This is a genomic window from Methylobacterium sp. J-078 (assembly GCF_022829285.1).
Taxonomy (GTDB): Bacteria; Pseudomonadota; Alphaproteobacteria; order Rhizobiales; family Beijerinckiaceae; genus Methylobacterium.
The window spans coordinates 55,767-72,532 of the sequence record NZ_JAKSYI010000081.1; the positions used below are offsets into that span (position 1 = coordinate 55,767).

General features: G+C 70.9%; 13 protein-coding genes. 11 read left to right on the top strand and 2 right to left on the bottom strand.

The genetic code is table 11. The annotated features are described in order from the left end of the window. Positions 1 to 167: 167 nt before the first annotated feature. The 10 genes from MKK58_RS13475 (at position 168) to cysG (ending at position 14,347) form a co-directional block, all read left to right on the top strand. On the top strand, positions 168 to 755 hold the full coding sequence (locus MKK58_RS13475) for an ANTAR domain-containing response regulator (protein WP_243912540.1): 588 nt from the start codon (positions 168 to 170) through the stop codon (positions 753 to 755). Next, positions 752 to 1,780, top strand: a complete 1,029-nt coding sequence (locus MKK58_RS13480; protein WP_243912541.1) for a CmpA/NrtA family ABC transporter substrate-binding protein — start codon at positions 752 to 754, stop codon at positions 1,778 to 1,780. The genes MKK58_RS13475 and MKK58_RS13480 overlap by 4 nt, the downstream gene beginning before the upstream one ends. Before the next feature lie 411 nt (positions 1,781 to 2,191). Then, on the top strand, positions 2,192 to 3,481 hold the full coding sequence (locus tag MKK58_RS13485; RefSeq protein WP_243912542.1) for a CmpA/NrtA family ABC transporter substrate-binding protein: 1,290 nt from the start codon (positions 2,192 to 2,194) through the stop codon (positions 3,479 to 3,481). After that, positions 3,481 to 4,347, top strand: a complete 867-nt coding sequence (gene ntrB, locus MKK58_RS13490) for a nitrate ABC transporter permease (RefSeq protein ID WP_243912543.1) — start codon at positions 3,481 to 3,483, stop codon at positions 4,345 to 4,347. The genes MKK58_RS13485 and ntrB overlap by 1 nt, the downstream gene beginning before the upstream one ends. Positions 4,348 to 4,356: 9 nt before the next feature. Continuing rightward, positions 4,357 to 5,151, top strand: a complete 795-nt coding sequence (locus MKK58_RS13495) for an ABC transporter ATP-binding protein (protein WP_243912544.1) — start codon at positions 4,357 to 4,359, stop codon at positions 5,149 to 5,151. A gap of 13 nt (positions 5,152 to 5,164) precedes the next feature. Further along, complete coding sequence (locus MKK58_RS13500; RefSeq protein ID WP_243912545.1) at positions 5,165 to 6,388, top strand: NAD(P)/FAD-dependent oxidoreductase; 1,224 nt, start codon at positions 5,165 to 5,167, stop codon at positions 6,386 to 6,388. An 11-nt stretch (positions 6,389 to 6,399) separates the two neighbouring features. Beyond that, positions 6,400 to 8,190 carry a NirA family protein gene (locus MKK58_RS13505; protein WP_243912546.1) on the top strand — a complete coding sequence of 597 codons (1,791 nt, stop codon included), beginning with the start codon at positions 6,400 to 6,402 and terminating at the stop codon, positions 8,188 to 8,190. Beyond that, entirely contained in the window at positions 8,187 to 9,791 is a 1,605-nt protein-coding gene (locus MKK58_RS13510; protein WP_243912547.1) for a sulfite reductase subunit alpha, read from the top strand. The genes MKK58_RS13505 and MKK58_RS13510 overlap by 4 nt, the downstream gene beginning before the upstream one ends. Positions 9,792 to 10,007: 216 nt before the next feature. Then, a complete protein-coding gene (locus tag MKK58_RS13515; protein ID WP_243912548.1) occupies positions 10,008 to 12,680 on the top strand; it encodes a nitrate reductase in 2,673 nt (890 codons plus the stop codon). A 173-nt stretch (positions 12,681 to 12,853) separates the two neighbouring features. Then, positions 12,854 to 14,347, top strand: coding sequence for a siroheme synthase CysG (gene cysG / locus MKK58_RS13520; protein ID WP_243912549.1), 1,494 nt, complete (start codon positions 12,854 to 12,856; stop codon positions 14,345 to 14,347). A gap of 16 nt (positions 14,348 to 14,363) precedes the next feature. Here the strand turns inward: cysG and MKK58_RS13525 are convergent, their stop codons facing one another. Further along, complete coding sequence (locus tag MKK58_RS13525; RefSeq protein WP_243912550.1) at positions 14,364 to 15,281, bottom strand: acyl-CoA desaturase; 918 nt, start codon at positions 15,279 to 15,281, stop codon at positions 14,364 to 14,366. Between the two features lie 66 nt (positions 15,282 to 15,347). Beyond that, on the bottom strand, positions 15,348 to 16,268 hold the full coding sequence (locus MKK58_RS13530; protein WP_243912551.1) for a fatty acid desaturase: 921 nt from the start codon (positions 16,266 to 16,268) through the stop codon (positions 15,348 to 15,350). Between the two features lie 126 nt (positions 16,269 to 16,394). Here MKK58_RS13530 and MKK58_RS13535 point away from each other — a divergent pair, with 126 nt between their 5' ends. Then, positions 16,395 to 16,745: a metalloregulator ArsR/SmtB family transcription factor gene (locus MKK58_RS13535; RefSeq protein ID WP_243912552.1), complete on the top strand. Its 351-nt coding sequence runs from the start codon at positions 16,395 to 16,397 to the stop codon at positions 16,743 to 16,745. Positions 16,746 to 16,766 lie beyond the last annotated feature (21 nt).

Sequence of the window (16,766 nt, forward strand, 5' to 3'; positions counted from 1 at the left end):
CCTCTCCCAACGGTAACGTTTCGCCGGGCACGCCGCTTGCGTGCCCGTTTTTCGCCTCCGATCGCCACGCTCTCCACTCGCCGCGTCATGTGCCTTGTCATTCCCTCGGCGGGCATGCGACCTGCCGGGACCGCCCCCGCCCCGATTCGATCCGTCCCCGGACACCGATGACCGAGCCGACCCTCACCGTCGCCGTGATCGACCCGAGCCGTGCCCGCGCGGCGATCCTCGAGGAGGGCCTTAACGCGTCGGGGTTCACCCGCGTCGTCGTCCTGCCCGACACCGCAGACCTGCCGGCCCGCGTGGCGGCCCTGAACCCGGACGTGGTCGTGATCCACCTGGAGAGCCCGAGCCGGGACATCCTGGAGCAGATGTCGGGTCTCTCCCGCCACGTGGAGCGGCCGGTGGCGATGTTCGTCGACCGCTCGGACGTGCCGATGATGCAGGCGGCGATGGATGCGGGCATCTCCGCCTACGTGGTGGACGGCCTGCAGCCGCAGCGCATCCGCTCGATCCTCGACGTGGCGATCCTGCGCTTCAACGCCTTCGCGCGGCTGCAGCGGGAACTCTCCGAGGCGCGCGGCGAACTGGCCGACCGCAAGCTCATCGAGCGGGCCAAGGGCATCCTGATGACGGCCAAGGGCCTCTCGGAGGAGGAGGCCTACCGCCTGATGCGGCGCAAGGCCATGAACGAGAAGCGCAAGATCGCCGACATCGCCCGCGCCATCGTCACCGCGGCGGATCTCCTCGGATGAGACTCGCCCTGGGATACGTCCCCCTCATCGACGCGGCCCCCCTGATCGCCGCCGTGGAATGCGGCTTCACCGCGGCCGAGGGGCTGGCGGTCGACCTCGTGAGCGAGCCCTCCTGGGCGACCCTGCGCGACAAGCTGGCCCTCGGGCACCTAGACGGGGCGCACATGCTGGCGCCCCTGGCCGTCGCGAGCGCCCTCGGCATCAGCGGTCCCGAGACCGACCTAGTGGTGCCCCTCGGGCTCAGCCTCAACGGCAACGCCGTCACGGTCTCGCGCCCGCTCTGGACCGCGATGGCGGCCGATGTAGAGGACGGCGACGGCGGTCTCGACCGGGTGGCGCGGGCCTTCGCGCGGGTCGCCCGGGCACGTGCGGAGGCCGGCCGGCCCCTGACGCTGGGCACCGTGCACCCGTTCTCCAGCCACACCTATCAGCTGCGCCTGTTCGCGGCCCGCGGCGGGCTCGACCTCGACGCCGACACCCGGATGGTGGTGATCCCGCCGCCCTGGATCGCCGAGGCCCTGCGCTCCGGGCAGATCGACGGGTTCTGCGCCGGCAGCCCCTGGAACAGCGTCGCGGTGGCGGATGGCTACGGCCGGATCGCCGCCTTCGGCTGCGAACTCGCCCTCGACTGCCCGGAAAAGGTGCTGGCCCTGCCGGCCTACGCGGCGGAGACCTGCGCCGCCCTGGTCCGGGCGGTGCGCCGGGCCGGGGAATGGTGCGCGGCGCCGGAGAACCATCGCGAGCTGGCGAGCCTGCTCGCCCACCCGGCCCATCTCGGCATCGATCCCGGCCTCGTCCGCCGGGCCCTGGCCGGCGCGGTGGTGGTCGATCCCGACGGCACCACGCGGCATGCGGAGCGCTTCGTGGTGTTCGGCGCCGAGGCCGCCCCGCCCGCGCCCGGACAGGTGGACTGGATCCTCGACCAGATGGGCGCGGCCGGCCAGATCGTCGCGACGTCGGCCCTGGCCGCGCGGGCGCGGGCGATCTACCGGCCCGACCTGTACGCGGCAGCCCTCGGCACCTGAGCCGGCGGGCTGCCGCCGACACCGGCAACCTGCCCGCCGATTGTGCAGTGCGGCGGATGGCGCGCGGTGAGGCAACGGGGCGGAGACGCGGGCGGCTCGCGTCCGGTCACCGATGGACCGCACCGCGCCGGACCCGCGGCCGCGCGGTGAGGCATTCTCGACAAATCGCAGTGCGGCGAGGCGCTTGGAACGATTCCGACATACCCCGCATCGCCTTGCTGCGATGGGCAGCCCGGACTTGGCATGCCCCGTGCAAAGCAGCGGAGGCTCGCCAACGATGACGAGCCTTATCCGTCGGCAGAGCCGCTGACCCGAGTCCCCCACGGAACGCACGTCTCGCGTTCGATGGATGTGCTTGGTCGGCGGTTTTTTCTTTGGCGGGTCTCCCAGCTTTCGAGGGTGTCGGGTTCGATGACTGACGGTTTCCGCAACGACCGCCGTGATCTTCTGAAGGGCGCCGCCGCGACGCTCGCCCTGGCGGCACTCGCCCGGACCGCCCTGCCGGGCGGCGCGTTCGCGCAAGGGGCCGGTCCGGAGGTGAAGGGGGCCAAGCTCGGCTTCATCGCACTCACCGACGCAAGCCCGCTCTTCGTCGCCAAGGAGAAGGGCTTCTTCGCGAAACACGGCATGCCCGACGTCGAGGTGCTGAAGCAGGCGTCCTGGGGCACCACCCGCGACAACCTCGTGCTCGGCTCGGAGGGCAACGGCATCGACGGTGCCCATATCCTGACGCCGATGCCCTACCTGATCTCGGCCGGGCGGGTGACGCAGAACAACGTCCCCGTGCCGATGCACATCCTGGCGCGCCTCAACGTCAACGGTCAGTGCATCTCGGTCGCCAAGGAATACCTCGACCAGAAGGTCGCTCTCGATGCGCGGGTGTTCAAGACGGCCATCGAGAAGAAGAAGGCCGCCGGCAAGTCCGTGAAGGCGGCCATGACCTTCCCGGGCGGCACCCACGACCTCTGGATCCGCTACTGGATGGCCGCCGGCGGCATCGACCCCGACAAGGACATCGAGACCATCGTGGTGCCGCCGCCCCAGATGGTGGCGAACATGAAGGTCGGCACCATGGACTGCTTCTGCGTCGGCGAGCCGTGGAACGCGCAGCTCGTGCAGCAGGGCCTCGGCTACACCGCGCTCACCACCGGCGAACTCTGGAAGAACCACCCCGAGAAGGCCTTCGCCATGCGGGCCTCCTTCACCGAGAAGTATCCGAACGCCACCAAGGCCCTGCTGATGGCGGTGCTGGAAGCGCAGGTGTGGTGCGACAAGCCCGAGAACAAGGAAGAGGTCGCCGCCATCGCGGCCAAGCGCCAGTGGATGAACGTCCCGGTCTCGGACGTCGCCGGCCGCATCAAGGGCACCATCGATTACGGCGACGGCCGCGTGGTCGAGAAGAGCCCGCACGTCATGAAGTTCTGGGACGACAACGCGTCGTACCCCTACCAGTCGCACGACCTCTGGTTCCTCACCGAGGACATCCGCTGGGGCAAGTTCGACGCGCAGACCGACACCAAGGCGCTGGTCGCCAAGGTGAACCGCGAGGACCTCTGGCGCGAGGCGGCCAAGGCGCTGGGCGTCACCGCGATCCCGACCTCGACCTCGCGCGGAAAGGAGACCTTCTTCGACGGCAAGGTCTTCGATCCGGCCGATCCGGCCGCCTACCTGTCCAGCCTCGGCATCAAGAGGATCGCGTGATGGCCAACACCTCCACCATCGCCGCCGCCCGTACCGTTGCCGTGGCGGCCAAGCCCAAGCGGGCGCCCCGGGTCACCCTGGCGACCCTGAACACCATCGCGAAAAACCTGATCCCCCCGGTGGTGGTGCTGATTGCGTTCCTGGTGATCTGGGAATTGCTGTGCTCGCGTCCGGGTGCTGGCCTGCCGCCGCCCTCGCGCGTGGTGACGGAGGCCTGGGACATCATCGCCCACCCGTTCTACGACAACGGCGGCACCGACAAGGGCCTGTTCTGGCACATCGCCGCCAGCATCCAGCGCGTGGCCTTCGGATTCGCGCTGGCCACCGTGGTCGGCATCCTCACCGGCACCCTCATCGGGCAGTCGGAATGGGCCATGCGCGGCCTCGACCCGATCTTTCAGGTGCTGCGCACGATCCCGCCGCTGGCCTGGCTGCCGCTCTCGCTCGCCGCCTTCCGGGACGGCCAGCCCTCCGCGATCTTCGTGATCTTCATCACCTCGATCTGGCCGATCATCATCAACACGGCGGTGGGCATCCGCAACATTCCGCAGGATTACCGCAACGTCTCGGCGGTGCTGCGCCTGAACCCGTTGGAGTTCTTTTCCAAGATCATGCTGCCCTCGGCGGCGCCGTACATCTTCACGGGCCTGCGCATCGGCGTCGGCCTGTCCTGGCTCGCCATCGTGGCGGCCGAGATGCTGATCGGCGGCGTCGGCATCGGCTTCTTCATCTGGGACGCGTGGAACTCCTCCCACATCTCCGAGATCATCGTCGCCCTCGTCTATGTGGGCATCATCGGCTTCATCCTCGACCGTTTCGTCGCCTTCGTCGGCACCCTGGTCACCCGCGGCACGGCGACGGCCTGAGGAATTCCCATGACCTATCTCAGCATCGAGAACGTCGGCATCTCCTTCACCCGCTCGGGCCGCACCAACGAGGTGCTGCGCGACGTGAGCGTGAAGATCGACAAGGGCGAGTTCGTCTCGCTGATCGGGCATTCGGGCTGCGGCAAGTCCACGGTGCTCAACATCGTGGCCGGCCTGCTCAAGGCCTCCACCGGCGGCGTGCTCCTCGAGGACAAGGAGGTGAACAGCCCCGGCCCCGACCGCGCCGTGGTGTTCCAGAACCACTCCCTCCTGCCCTGGCTCACGGTTCGCGAGAACGTGGCGCTGGCCGTCGACAAGGTCTTCAAGGGCAAGAAGAGCCGCGCCGAGCGCAGCGCCTGGATCGACCACAACCTGTCGCTGGTGAACATGACCCATGCCGCCGACCGGCGCCCGAGCGAGATCTCGGGCGGCATGAAACAGCGCGTCGGCATCGCCCGGGCGCTCGCCATGGAGCCGAAGGTCCTGCTCCTCGACGAGCCGTTCGGGGCCCTCGACGCCCTCACGCGGGCGCACCTCCAGGACTCGCTGATGGACATCCATGCGCGGCTGAAGAACGCCGTGATCATGATCACCCACGACGTTGACGAGGCGGTGCTGCTCTCCGACCGCATCGTGATGATGACCAACGGCCCCTCCGCCACGGTGGGCGAGATCCTCACGGTCGACCTCGAGCGGCCGCGCCGCCGCCTCGATCTGGTGGAAGACACGACCTACACCCATGCCCGCGCCGAGGTGCTCGAATTCCTCTACGCGCGCCACGCCAAGCCCGCCATCGCGGCCTGAGGACCGGTTCGCGATGAAGCAACGGCTGGTGGTGATCGGCAACGGCATGGCGTCGTTGCGCTTCCTGGAGCGCCTCACCGAGCGGGCGCCGGGCCTGTACGACGTCACCGTCGTCGGGGCCGAGCCGCAGGCGGCCTACAACCGGGTGCTGCTCTCCTCGCTGCTCGGCGGCGAGGTCGACGAGGCGGCGTGCGCCTTCCGGGGCCTCGACTGGTACGAGGCCCACGGCATCCGCCTCATCACCGGCGCGCCGGTTACCGAGATCGACCGCGAGAACGGCCTCGTGATGGTGGGGGAGACCCACGTCCTGCCCTTCGACAAGCTCGTGCTCGCGATCGGCTCCCTGCCGATCCGCCTGCCCAAGCCCGGCATGGATCTGCCGGGCGTGCTCACGTTTCGCGATCTCGCGGATGTCGCCGCCATCCGCAGGGCGGCGGTGGAGCACGCCAAGGCCATCGTGATCGGCGGCGGTCTGCTCGGGCTGGAGGCCGCCGTCGGCCTCGCGCGGCTCGGCGTCGACACCACGCTCCTGCACGTCATGGACCGGCTGATGGAGCGCCAGCTCGACCACGCCGCCGCCGGCCTCGTGAAGCGCGCCATGGAGGCGCGCGGCGTCCGGGTCCTGCTCAAGGCCGACACGGCCGCGGTCGAGGGCGAGGGCCGGGTCGAGCGCCTGGTCCTGTCCGACGGCACCGTGCTGCCGGCCGACCTCGTGGTGATGTCTGTCGGCGTGCGGCCCAACGTGGCGCTCGCCCAGAATGCCGGGATCGAGACCGGGCGCGGCATCAAGGTCGACGACCGGATGCAATCCTCGGATGCCCGCATCTATGCGCTCGGCGAATGCGCCGAGCACCGGGGCATGGTCTACGGCCTCGTGGAGCCCGCCTACGAGCAGGCCGAGGCCCTGAGCCGCCACCTCGTCGGCGAGGAGGCGGCCTATCTCGGCACCGCGCTTTCCACCAGCCTCAAGGTCTCGGGCCTGCCGGTGTTCTCCGCCGGGCAGATCGAGGCGCCCGAGGGCGCCGAGACCGTGCTGATGTCGGATCCCGGCCTCGGCCTCTACCGCAAGCTCGTCGTCGCCGAGGACCGACTCCTCGGCGCGGTCTTCGTCGGCGACATCGCCGAGCAGGGCTGGTGCAAGGATCTGATCCGCACCGGGGCCCCGATGGCCGAACACCGCGACGACCTCATGTTCGGGCGCCCCGCCGCGCCCGCGCCCCAACCCCTCGCAGCGTGAGGAGCCTAGCCATGGCCGACGCATTCAACGCCGAGCAGAAGCGCTATCTCGAAGGCTTCGCCTCCGGCATCAGTGCCGCCCGCATGACCGGCGGCCTCGCGGCCGGGCAGGCCGCCTCCGCGCCGCCGGCCGAGCCCGTCGGCCCGGACGCGATCCACATCAAGGCGCAGGACGCCACCATCAAGGCCGGCGGCAAGCTCTGCGAGCAGGAGAAGTGGAAGCGCGCCGAGAACCCGTTCGACGGCCACAACCGCCTCGTCACGGAGGCGAGCACCGGCAAGACGCCGAAGCCGGAGGACAATTTCCGCTGGCGCTACCACGGCCTGTTCTGGCTCGCGCCGGCCAGCGGCGACTTTATGTGCCGGCTGCGCATCCCCAACGGCATCCTGCAGCACTGGCAGTTCGCCGGGATCGCCGATCTCGCCGACGCGCATGGCGGCGGCTACAGCCACGTCACCACCCGCGCCAACCTGCAGGTCCGCGAGATCACGGTGGAGCACGGCCAGCCCTTCCTCGACGGGCTGATCGACCTCGGCCTCACGGCACGCGGCGCCGGCGCCGACAACATCCGCAACGTCACCGGCTCGCCCGTGGCCGGCATCGACGCGCAGGAACTCCTCGACACGCGGCCGCTGGCCAAATCCTGGCACAACTGGATCCTCAACGACCGCTCGCTCTACGGCCTGCCGCGCAAGTTCAACGTCGCCTTCGACGGCGGCGGCGTGATGCCGGTGCTGGAGGAGACCAACGACATCGGCTTCCAGGCGGTCCGCATCCTCGACGGCGCCGCCGTGGAGCCGGGCGTGTGGATGCGCCTCGTGCTCGGCGGCATCTCCGGCCACCGGGATCTCGCCCGCGACACCGGAATCGTGCTCAAGCCCGAGGATTGCAACAAGGTGGCGGACGCCATCCTGCGGGTCTTCATCAAGAACGGTGACCGCACCAACCGCAACAAGAGCCGGATGAAGTACGTCCTCGACGCCTGGGGCTTCGACAAATACCTCGCCGCCGTCGAGGACGAACTCGGCACCAAGCTCGCCCGGGTCGACCCCGCCCATGTCGCCCCGCGCGGGCCCATGGACCGCTTCTCCCATGTGGGCGTGCACGCCCAGGTCCAGCCCGGCCTGAACTGGATCGGCGTGATCCTGCCGGTGGGCAAGATGACCTCGGACCAGATGCGGGGCCTCGCGGCCATCGCGTCCGAATGCGGCGACGGCGCCATCCGTATGACCGTCTGGCAGAACTTCCTGTTCTCCGGGGTGCCGGATGCGAAGGTCGCCGAGGTCCAGGCACGGGTCGCCGCGCTCGGTCTCACCACCGAGGCCTCCAGCATCCGCGCCGGCCTCGTGGCCTGCACGGGCAATCGCGGCTGCAAGTTCGCCGCCTCCGACACCAAGGGCCACGCCCTCGTCATCGCCGATTACATCGAGGCGAACCTCACGGAACTCGACGTGCCGGTGAACGTCCACGTCACCGGCTGCCACCATTCCTGCGCCCAGCACTACATCGGCGACATCGGGCTCATCGGCGCCAAGGTCGTGGTCTCCGAGGAGGGTGACACCGTCGAGGGCTACGACATCGTCGTCGGCGGCGGCTTCGGCGATTCCCCGAAGATCGGAACCGAGATCTGGAAGGCCGTGAAGGCCGAGGATTGCCCGCCCCGCATCGAGGCGCTGCTGCGCAGCTACCTCGCCCGGCGCTCCGGCCCGACCGAGAGCTTCCAGGCCTTCACCGCCCGCACCGGCGCCGAGTCGCTGCGCAACCTCGCCGAAGAGCAACCCGTCCTGAAGGCCGCCGCATGAGCGAGCACGTCACGCCCCCCCTGGTCCTCATCCCCGAGACCGCCCCCTTCGACCCGGACCAGCGCGCCTGGCTCTCGGGCTACTTCGCCGCCCTGCTGGGCCCCGCCGTCGAGGGCGCCACGGCGCTGGCACCCGGCGACGCGCCGGCCAGTGGCGGTCCGAAACTCGCCGACAACGACGACGCGCCCTGGCACGACCCGTCGATGCCGCTGCCCGACCGGATGGAACTCGCCAAGGAACGGCCCGAGCCGCAGAAGCTGATGGCCGCCATGGCGCAGCAGGATTGCGGCCAGTGCGGCTACAACTGCGCGGACTACGCCAACGCGATCTTCCTCAAGAATGAGGAGCGCCTGAACCTCTGCCAGCCGGGCGGCAAGGACACGCTCCGGATGCTGAAGAAGCTCGAGGAGGAGTTCGGCGCCGCCGGCGGGCCTGCGCCGAAGAAGGCCGAGGATTCGGCGCCCAAGGCCGCCCCCGAACTCGGGCCGCTGGGCTTCTGCCGCGAGAACCCCGTGGAGGCGACCTTCGTCTCCCGCACCCGCCTCAACGCGCCGGGCGGCGAGAAGGAGACCTGGCACGTCGAGATCGACCTCACCGATACGCCGATCGACTACGTGGTCGGCGATTCGCTGGGCCTGTTCCCCGCCAACGCCCCGGCCCTGGTCGACGCGGTCATTGCCGAACTCGGGGCGCGGCCCGAGCGCAGGATCGGCGCCAAGACCCTGCGCGACCGGCTACTGACCGACTACGCGCTCGGCGGAGCGCCGGACGGGCTCTACCAGCTCCTCTCGCTCCTCACCTCGGGCGAGGCCCGCAAGAAGGCGCAGGCGCTGGCCGCCGGCGAGGACCCGGACGGGGACGCCGCGCATCTCGACGTCCTCGGCGCGCTCCACAAGTTCCCCGGCGCGCGCCCCGACGCGGAGGTGTTCCTGGAGGCGCTGGACGAGCTGCAGCCGCGCCTCTACTCGATCTCCTCCTCGCCGAAGGCCGATCCGGGCCGGGTCTCGCTCACCGTCGACGCGGTGCGCTACAGCCACCGCTCGCGCCTGCGCCTCGGCGTCGCCTCGACCCATCTCGGCGAGCGCATCCCCGAGGGCATGAAGGTGAAGGTCTATCTGCAGAAGGCGCACGGGTTCGCCCTGCCCGAGGACCTGTCGAAGGACGTGATCATGGTCGGTCCGGGCACCGGCATCGCGCCGTTCCGCGCCTTCCTGCGCGAGCGCGACGCCACGCAGGCGCCGGGCCGCAACTGGCTGTTCTACGGCCACCAGAAACAGGCCAGCGACTTCTTCTACAAGGACGAGCTGAACGGCCTGAAGGACAGGAAGGTGCTCACCCGCCTGTCGCTGGCCTGGTCCCGCGACGGCACCGAGAAGACCTACGTCCAGGACCGCATGCGCGAGACCGGCGCCGAACTGTGGGCGTGGCTGGACGGCGGCGCGCATTTCTACGTCTGCGGCGATGCCAAGCGCATGGCCAAGGACGTGGAACGGGCGATCATCGACGTCGCCGGCACGCACGGGGGCAAGAACCCCGACGAGGCCGTGGCCTACCTCGCGCATCTGAAGAAGACCGGGCGCTACCAGGCCGACGTGTACTGAGCGCGCCATCTCAACCCTTCCCCCTCTGCGGGGGAGGGTGGCCCGCGCATGCGGGTCGGGAGAGGGGAGCACCGCCCTTTCCGAATTGGTCGCGCGGGCCCCTCTCCCGCCTGCTCCGCGGGCCCCTCTCCCGCAGGGGGGAGAGGGTGGGCGGTCCGCCTCGGCCCGTCTCTTGCCTCCATCCACGACCATAGAAAACCCGCCGAGGCTCACGCCATGAACGCGCACGTCCAGGCACCGGCCGCCCCCGTGAAGACCACCTGCCCGTATTGCGGCGTCGGCTGCGGCGTGCTCGCCACCCCGGACGGGCAGGGCGGCGCGGGCATCGCGGGCGATACCGCGCATCCGGCCAATTTCGGGCGCCTCTGCTCCAAGGGCTCGGCGCTGGGCGAGACGCTCTCCCTCGACAATCGCCTGCTCCACCCGCAGGTGGACGGCGCTCGCACGAGCTGGGAATCGGCGCTGGGCACCGTGGCGGGGTCCCTGCGCCGCATCGCCGAGCAGCACGGCCCGGACGCGATCGCGTTCTATCTCTCGGGCCAGCTTCTCACGGAAGATTACTACGTCGCCAACAAGCTCGCGAAGGGCTTCCTCGGCACGCCGCACGTCGACACGAATTCGCGCCTGTGCATGTCGAGCGCGGTGGCGGCCCACCGGCGCGCCTTCGGCTCGGACACCGTGCCGGGCTGCTACGAGGACCTCGACGAGGCGGACCTCATCGTGCTGGTCGGCTCGAACACCGCCTGGTGCCACCCGATCCTGTTCCGCCGCATGGTCGACGCGCGGACGAAACGCGGCACCAAGCTGGTGGTGATCGACCCCCGCCGGACCCAGACAGGGGAGGAGGCCGACCTCTTCCTCGGCCTCAAGCCCGGCACCGACACGGCCCTGTTCTCCGGCCTCCTGGCGCACCTCGCCAGCACCGGTTCGCTGGATTACCGCTTCGTCCTCGACCACACGAGCGGCCTGGACGGCGCCCTGGAGCGGGCTCGCGCCATCGCACCGAATGTCGCCGCCACCGCCGCCGCCACCGGCCTGTCGGAGGCCGACGTGGCCCGGTTCTTCGAGCTGTTCGCTCGCACGAAGCGCGTCGTCACCGCCTTTTCGCAGGGGGTGAACCAGTCGGCTCAAGGGACCGACAAGGGCAACGCGATCATCAACTGCCACCTCGCCACCGGCCGCATCGGCCTGCCCGGCGCGGGGCCGTTCTCGCTGACCGGCCAGCCCAACGCCATGGGCGGGCGCGAGGTCGGGGGGCTGGCCAACATGCTGGCCGCCCACATGCACTTCGCGCCGGAGGAGGTGGACCGGGTCCGCCGCTTCTGGGCCGCGCCCAACATCATCACCGGCGAGGGCATGAAGGCGGTCGCCCTGTTCGAGGCGATCGAGCGCGGCAAGATCAAGGCTCTGTGGGTGATGGGCACCAACCCCATCGTGTCGATGCCGCGCGCGAACCAGATCCGCGAGAGCCTGAAGGGCCTCGACCTCTACGTCGTCTCGGAGGCGGTGGCCGACAGCGACAGCGCCCGGGCGACGGGCAAGAAGACCGTGCTGCTCCCGGCGCTGGCCTGGGGCGAGAAGGACGGCACGGTGACGAATTCCGAGCGCCGGATCTCGCGCCAGCGCAGCTTCCTCAAGGCCCCCGGCGAGGCCCGGGCCGACTGGCAGATCGTCTGCGACGTCGCCAAGCGCCTCGGCCATGCGCAGGCCTTCGCCTATTCGGGCACGGCCGCGATCTTCCGCGAGCACGCCGCGCTCTCGGCCTTCGAGAACAACGGCAGCCGCGACTTCGACCTCGGCGCCGTGAGCGAGATCGCGGACGCCACCTACGCGACCACGCCGCCGCTGCAATGGCCCCTGCCGAAGCGCGGCAAGGGCAGGACCCGGCTCTTCGCCGACGGACAATTCTACACCTTCGACAAGCGCGCCCGCTTCGTCGCCGTGCAGCCCCCGGCCCTCGCGCAAGGCGTGAGCGAGGCCTACCCCCTCGTCCTCAACACGGGGCGGGTGCGCGACCACTGGCACACGATGACGCGCACGGGAAAGAGCCAGCGCCTCTCGGCCCACCGCGCCGTGCCCTTCGTGGAGATCCACCCGGACGACGCCGCCCCGCTCGGCCTGAAGGAGGGGGATCTGGCCCGGATCGCGACGCCGCACGGCACCGCGACCCTGGAGACCATGGTCACCGACGCCGTGCGGCCAGGCAACCTGTTCGCCGCCTTCCACTGGAGTGCCGCCACCGCCTCGGATGCCCGCGTCGGCGCCCTGGTGCGGGGCGTGCCCGATCCGGTCTCGGGCCAGCCCGAGCTGAAGGCGACGCCGGCCGCCATCGCGGCCGAGCCCTACCGCAACCGCGGGTTCCTGCTGACTCGGGGCGAGCATGGGCTGCCGGAGGGCTGGTGGTGGGCGCGGGCCACGATCCAGGGGGGTTCGGGCCTGCAATTCGCCACGCAGGAGAGTTCCCGCGCCGTGGCGCTGATGATGCGCGGCCTGTTCCAGGGCCACGACCTCGCCGAGTACGCCGACCACGCGCGGGGGCGCTACCGCTGCGCCGTCTACGAGTCCGGCCGCCTCGTCGCCTGCCTGGCGCTGGGCCCCGCCGAGGCGCGACCGGGCTGGGAAGAGGCCAAGGCCCTGTTCGCCGAGGCCGAACCGGAGCCCGCCGCCCGGCGCTCCCTCCTGTCGGGACGCGCCGAGACCGCGTCGGCCGGGCCGACCGTCTGCGCCTGCCACGGCGTCGGCCTCGACGTCATCACGGGCGTCATCGCCGCGGGGGCCCGCACCGTCGAGGCGGTGGGGGCCGCCTGCAAGGCCGGCACGAATTGCGGCTCGTGCATCCCCGAGATCCGCAAGCTTCTGCCCGAGGCGCTTGCACGCAACGCCGCATAGGCTCATTTTCAGAGGAGAAGCTCACCCTCCCCCCTCCGCGGGGGAGGGTGCCTGCGAAGCAGGCGGGAGAGGGGAGCGACCGCTCCGAATATGGCGCTCCCCTCATCCGACCCGCTTCGCGGGCCACCTTCTCCCGCAAAGGGGAGAAGGAATCCGCGTGATTGGACGAGTTCATGAGCACACCCCGTCAGCCCCGTGAAACCCGGCCCGCCGGTATCGATCCGGCCCGTGGCGGAGCCCCCGCAGGCCTCGAGCCGCTGGCCGTGCTGCCCGTGTTCGTGCCGCTCCAGGGCAAGCGCGCGGTGCTGGCCGGCTCGAACGGGGGCGCCCCTTGGAAAGTGAAGCTGCTGGCCGCCGCCGGCGCTCACGTGGACGTCTACGCGCCCGAGCCCAGCGAGGAACTCCGCGCCGTGCCGGGCGAGATCGTTGCGGGCGCCGTGACCCTGCACGCGCGCCAGTGGCACGCCGACGACCTCACGGGCGCCGCCTTCTGCATCGGCGCCATGGAAGACGAGGACGACTGCATCGCCTTCGTGGCCGCCGCCCGGAAGACCGGCGCCATCGTCAACGCGGTCGACCGGCCGCATCTCTGCGACGTGAAGTTCGGCGCCATCGTGAACCGCTCGCCCATGGTGGTGGGCATCTCGACGGAGGGGGCCGCCCCGGTCTTCGGCCAGACCGTGCGCGCCCGGATCGAGGGCATGCTGCCGCGCGGGTTCAAGGCCTGGATCGGCGCCGCCCGCGACTGGCGCGAGGAGGTCACCGGCCGCTTCCACGGCTTCTCGGACCGCCGCGCCTTCTGGGAGCGCTTCACGGATCGGGCCTTCGCCGAACCCGATCGGGCTCCGACCGCCACCGATCTCGCGGAACTACTGGGAGAGACCGAGGCCGCGCCGAAGGGTGGTGCGGTCACCCTGGTTGGCGCCGGCCCGGGGGATGCCGAACTCCTCACCCTCAAGGCGCTACGCGCTCTGCGCAACGCCGACGTGATCCTCTACGACGACCTCGTGGCGCCCGAGATCCTCGACTACGCCCGCCGCGAGGCCCGCACCATGCTGGTGGGCAAGACCGGGCACGGCCCGTCCTGCCGCCAGGACGACATCAACGCGCTGATGGTGCAGCTCGCGAAATCCGGCAAGCAGGTGGTGCGCCTGAAATCCGGCGACCCCCTGGTGTTCGGCCGGGCCGGCGAGGAGATCGACGCCTGCCGGGCGGCCAATATCCCGGTGAGCGTGGTGCCGGGCATCTCGGCGGCGCAAGGGGCGGCGGCCTCGCTCTGCGTCTCCCTGACGAACCGCGACGCGGCGCGGCGCCTGCAATACGTCACCGGCCACGACCGGCGCGGGGCCCTGCCCGAGGACCTGAACTGGGGCGCGCTCGCCGATCCGAGCGTCACCACCGTGGTCTACATGCCCAAGAAGACGCTTCGTGTCCTGCTGGAGCGGGCGGTCGCCGAGGGCCTCGCGCCGACGACTCCGGCACTGCTCGTCTTCAACGCCACCCGCCCGAACCAGCAGGTGGTCGAGGCCGATGCCGCCGACCTCGCCGACCGGGTCGAGGCCTCCGGCCACGAGGGGCCGGCGCTCCTCATGGTGGGCGAGGCCCTGCGCCGCCTCGGCGCCCGGGCGGCCATCGCGGCGATCGAGCCGGGCAAGCTCGCGATCTGAGGGCAGGGGAGTCGCCTCAGCGGGTCGCGCCCGCCGGTCCGAGCCGCCGCAGGCCGACGCGCGGCTCCAGGTCGACCGGCTGCTTCAGGTCCCAGACCAGGCCGAGCCGGCGCAGGGCCAGCAGCACCCACCAGCCCGGATCGTGCTGGCCGGGCTCCAGCCCGAGCCGGGCGGATTCCGGCCAGGCGTGATGGTTGCCGTGCCAAGCCTCGCCGAAGGTGACGAGGGCGGCCGCCGGCAGGTCGTGCCCCTGGACCGCCGTGCCGTCCACGACCCAGCCCTGCGGGCCTCGACGATGGGTGAGATGGCCGACGAGCCAGTGCCCGGTGAGGCCGACCGCGATCCGCACCGGGATGCCCCAGACCAGCCACGGCATCCCGCCGATCCCGTAGAACAGCACGGCCCAGGGCAGTTGCTGCGCCATCCAGGTCGCCTCCAGGCCGGCGAGGAACGGGTCCCGCGCCAGAGCCGCCTCCGGCACGAAGCGGGGCGGATGCGCCAGCACGAGGCGGCTGTGCATCTGCCACCAGGCATCGCGCAGGAAGCCGGCCCCGTGCGCGTGCAGGGGATGGCAGGCGGCCTGGCGCTGCGCCCAGTCCCGGGTGTCGTGGAGTTGCACCATGCCGAAGGGGCCGGCCATGCCCACCAGCGTGCCGAGATAGACGAGCAGGCGTTCCACCCAGAGGGGAGCGGAGAAGCTGCGGTGGATCAGCAGCCGGTGGAGGCCGATCGAGTGCCCGGCGCAGAGCGTCACCGCGCTCGTGGCGAGGAACAGAGCCACGGCCCCGGGGGTGACGTAGGCGGGCGCGAGGGTGAGCGCCGCCAGCGTCATGCCGCCGACCCAGAGCGAGCGGGCGGGCGCCCAGACCACCCGGCCCTCGGTGGCCGAGGTGGCGGGATCCGCGAGGATCCTGGGCGTGGAGGAACAGGGCATCAGGCGCTCCGTGTCGCGTTTGGAAGAAGGCTGGGTCGGTGGTCGGCCGGCCCGTGGACGATTCCGTCAGTACCGACCGACCGTTGCGGGTCGCGGCATCGGCCCCTCCGCCGGTCCGAGCCGGCGCACTCCGGCGCGCGGCTCCAGGTTGCTCGGCTGCTTCAGGTCCCAGACGAGGCCCAGGCGCTCGAGCCCCCGCAGCAGCCACCAGCCCGCATCGGCCTGGCCCGGCTCCGTGCCGAGGCGCGCCGAGTCCGGCCAGGCGTGGTGCGTGGCGTGCCAGGCCTCGCCGAAGGTGAGCCAGGCCGCGGCCGGCAGGTCGTGCCCCTGGACCGACTCGCCCTCGACCACCCAGCCCTGCGGGCCGTCACGGTGGGTGAGATGCACGACGAGCCAGTGCCCCGTCAGCGACACCGCGATGCGGACGGGAATGCCCCAGATCACCCACGCCCATCCGCCCACCGCGTAGAACAGCACCGCCCAGGGCAGTTGCTGCAGCATCCAGGTCGCCTCCAGCCAGCGGAGAACCCGGTCCTCCCCGACCCGCCGCTCCAGGTGGAAGCGCGGCGGGTGCGCCAGGACGAGGCGCGCGTGCATCTGGAGGAGGGCGTCGCGCGGCATCGACAGCCGGTTGGCATGCAGGTCGTGGCAGGCCGCCTGCCGCTGCGCCCAGTCGCGCATGTCGTGCAGGCGGATCATCCCCACCGGCCCGGCCATGCCCACCAGCGTTCCGAGATAGATCAGCAGGTATTCGACCGAGGGCCTGGCCGAGAAGCTGCGATGGACGAGGAGCCGGTGCATTCCGACGGAATGCCCGGCGCACAGGGTGACGATTGTGGTGGCGGCGAACAGCGCCACGGCCCCCGGCGTGACGAGGACGGGCCCGAGGAGCAGGGCCGTGACCGCCATCCCGGTGATCCAGAGGGACTTGGCCGGCGCCCATTCCAGGTGCCCCTCCGTGGCGGAGGTGTCCGCCTCGGCGATCATCCGAAGGGTCGAAGTGCAGGGCGGTGCATCGGTCACGACGGAATCTGCTTCGTTATTTAGGAAATAAACTAATCTCCAACGCCTCGGCGCTTGTCAATGGTTAGTTCATCGCCTAACTCATCGGCCATGCAGCGCGTCTTCGAAGCCCTGTCCTCCTCCGTGCGCCGGAAGATCCTGGCCTATCTCGCCCATACCGAGCTCAGCGCGGGGGAGATCGCCGGGCGGTTCGCCATGTCGAAGCCCTCGATCTCGCAGCATCTCTCGGTGCTCGAATCGGCTGGGCTGATCGTGGGCGAGAAGCGCGGGCAGTTCGTGTTCTACCGGCAGGTGGAGGACAGCCTCCTCAACACCCTCAACGGCTTCGTGCAGGAGGCCTGCCCGGTCGGGCGGCCGCTCCGGCGCGAGAGCGCGGCCCTGGCGGAGGAGCGGCGGCGGGGTGAGCCGGAAGCTGGCGAGCCCGAGCCGCGACGGGGCTGAGCCCGCCCGGCGACGGTCTGG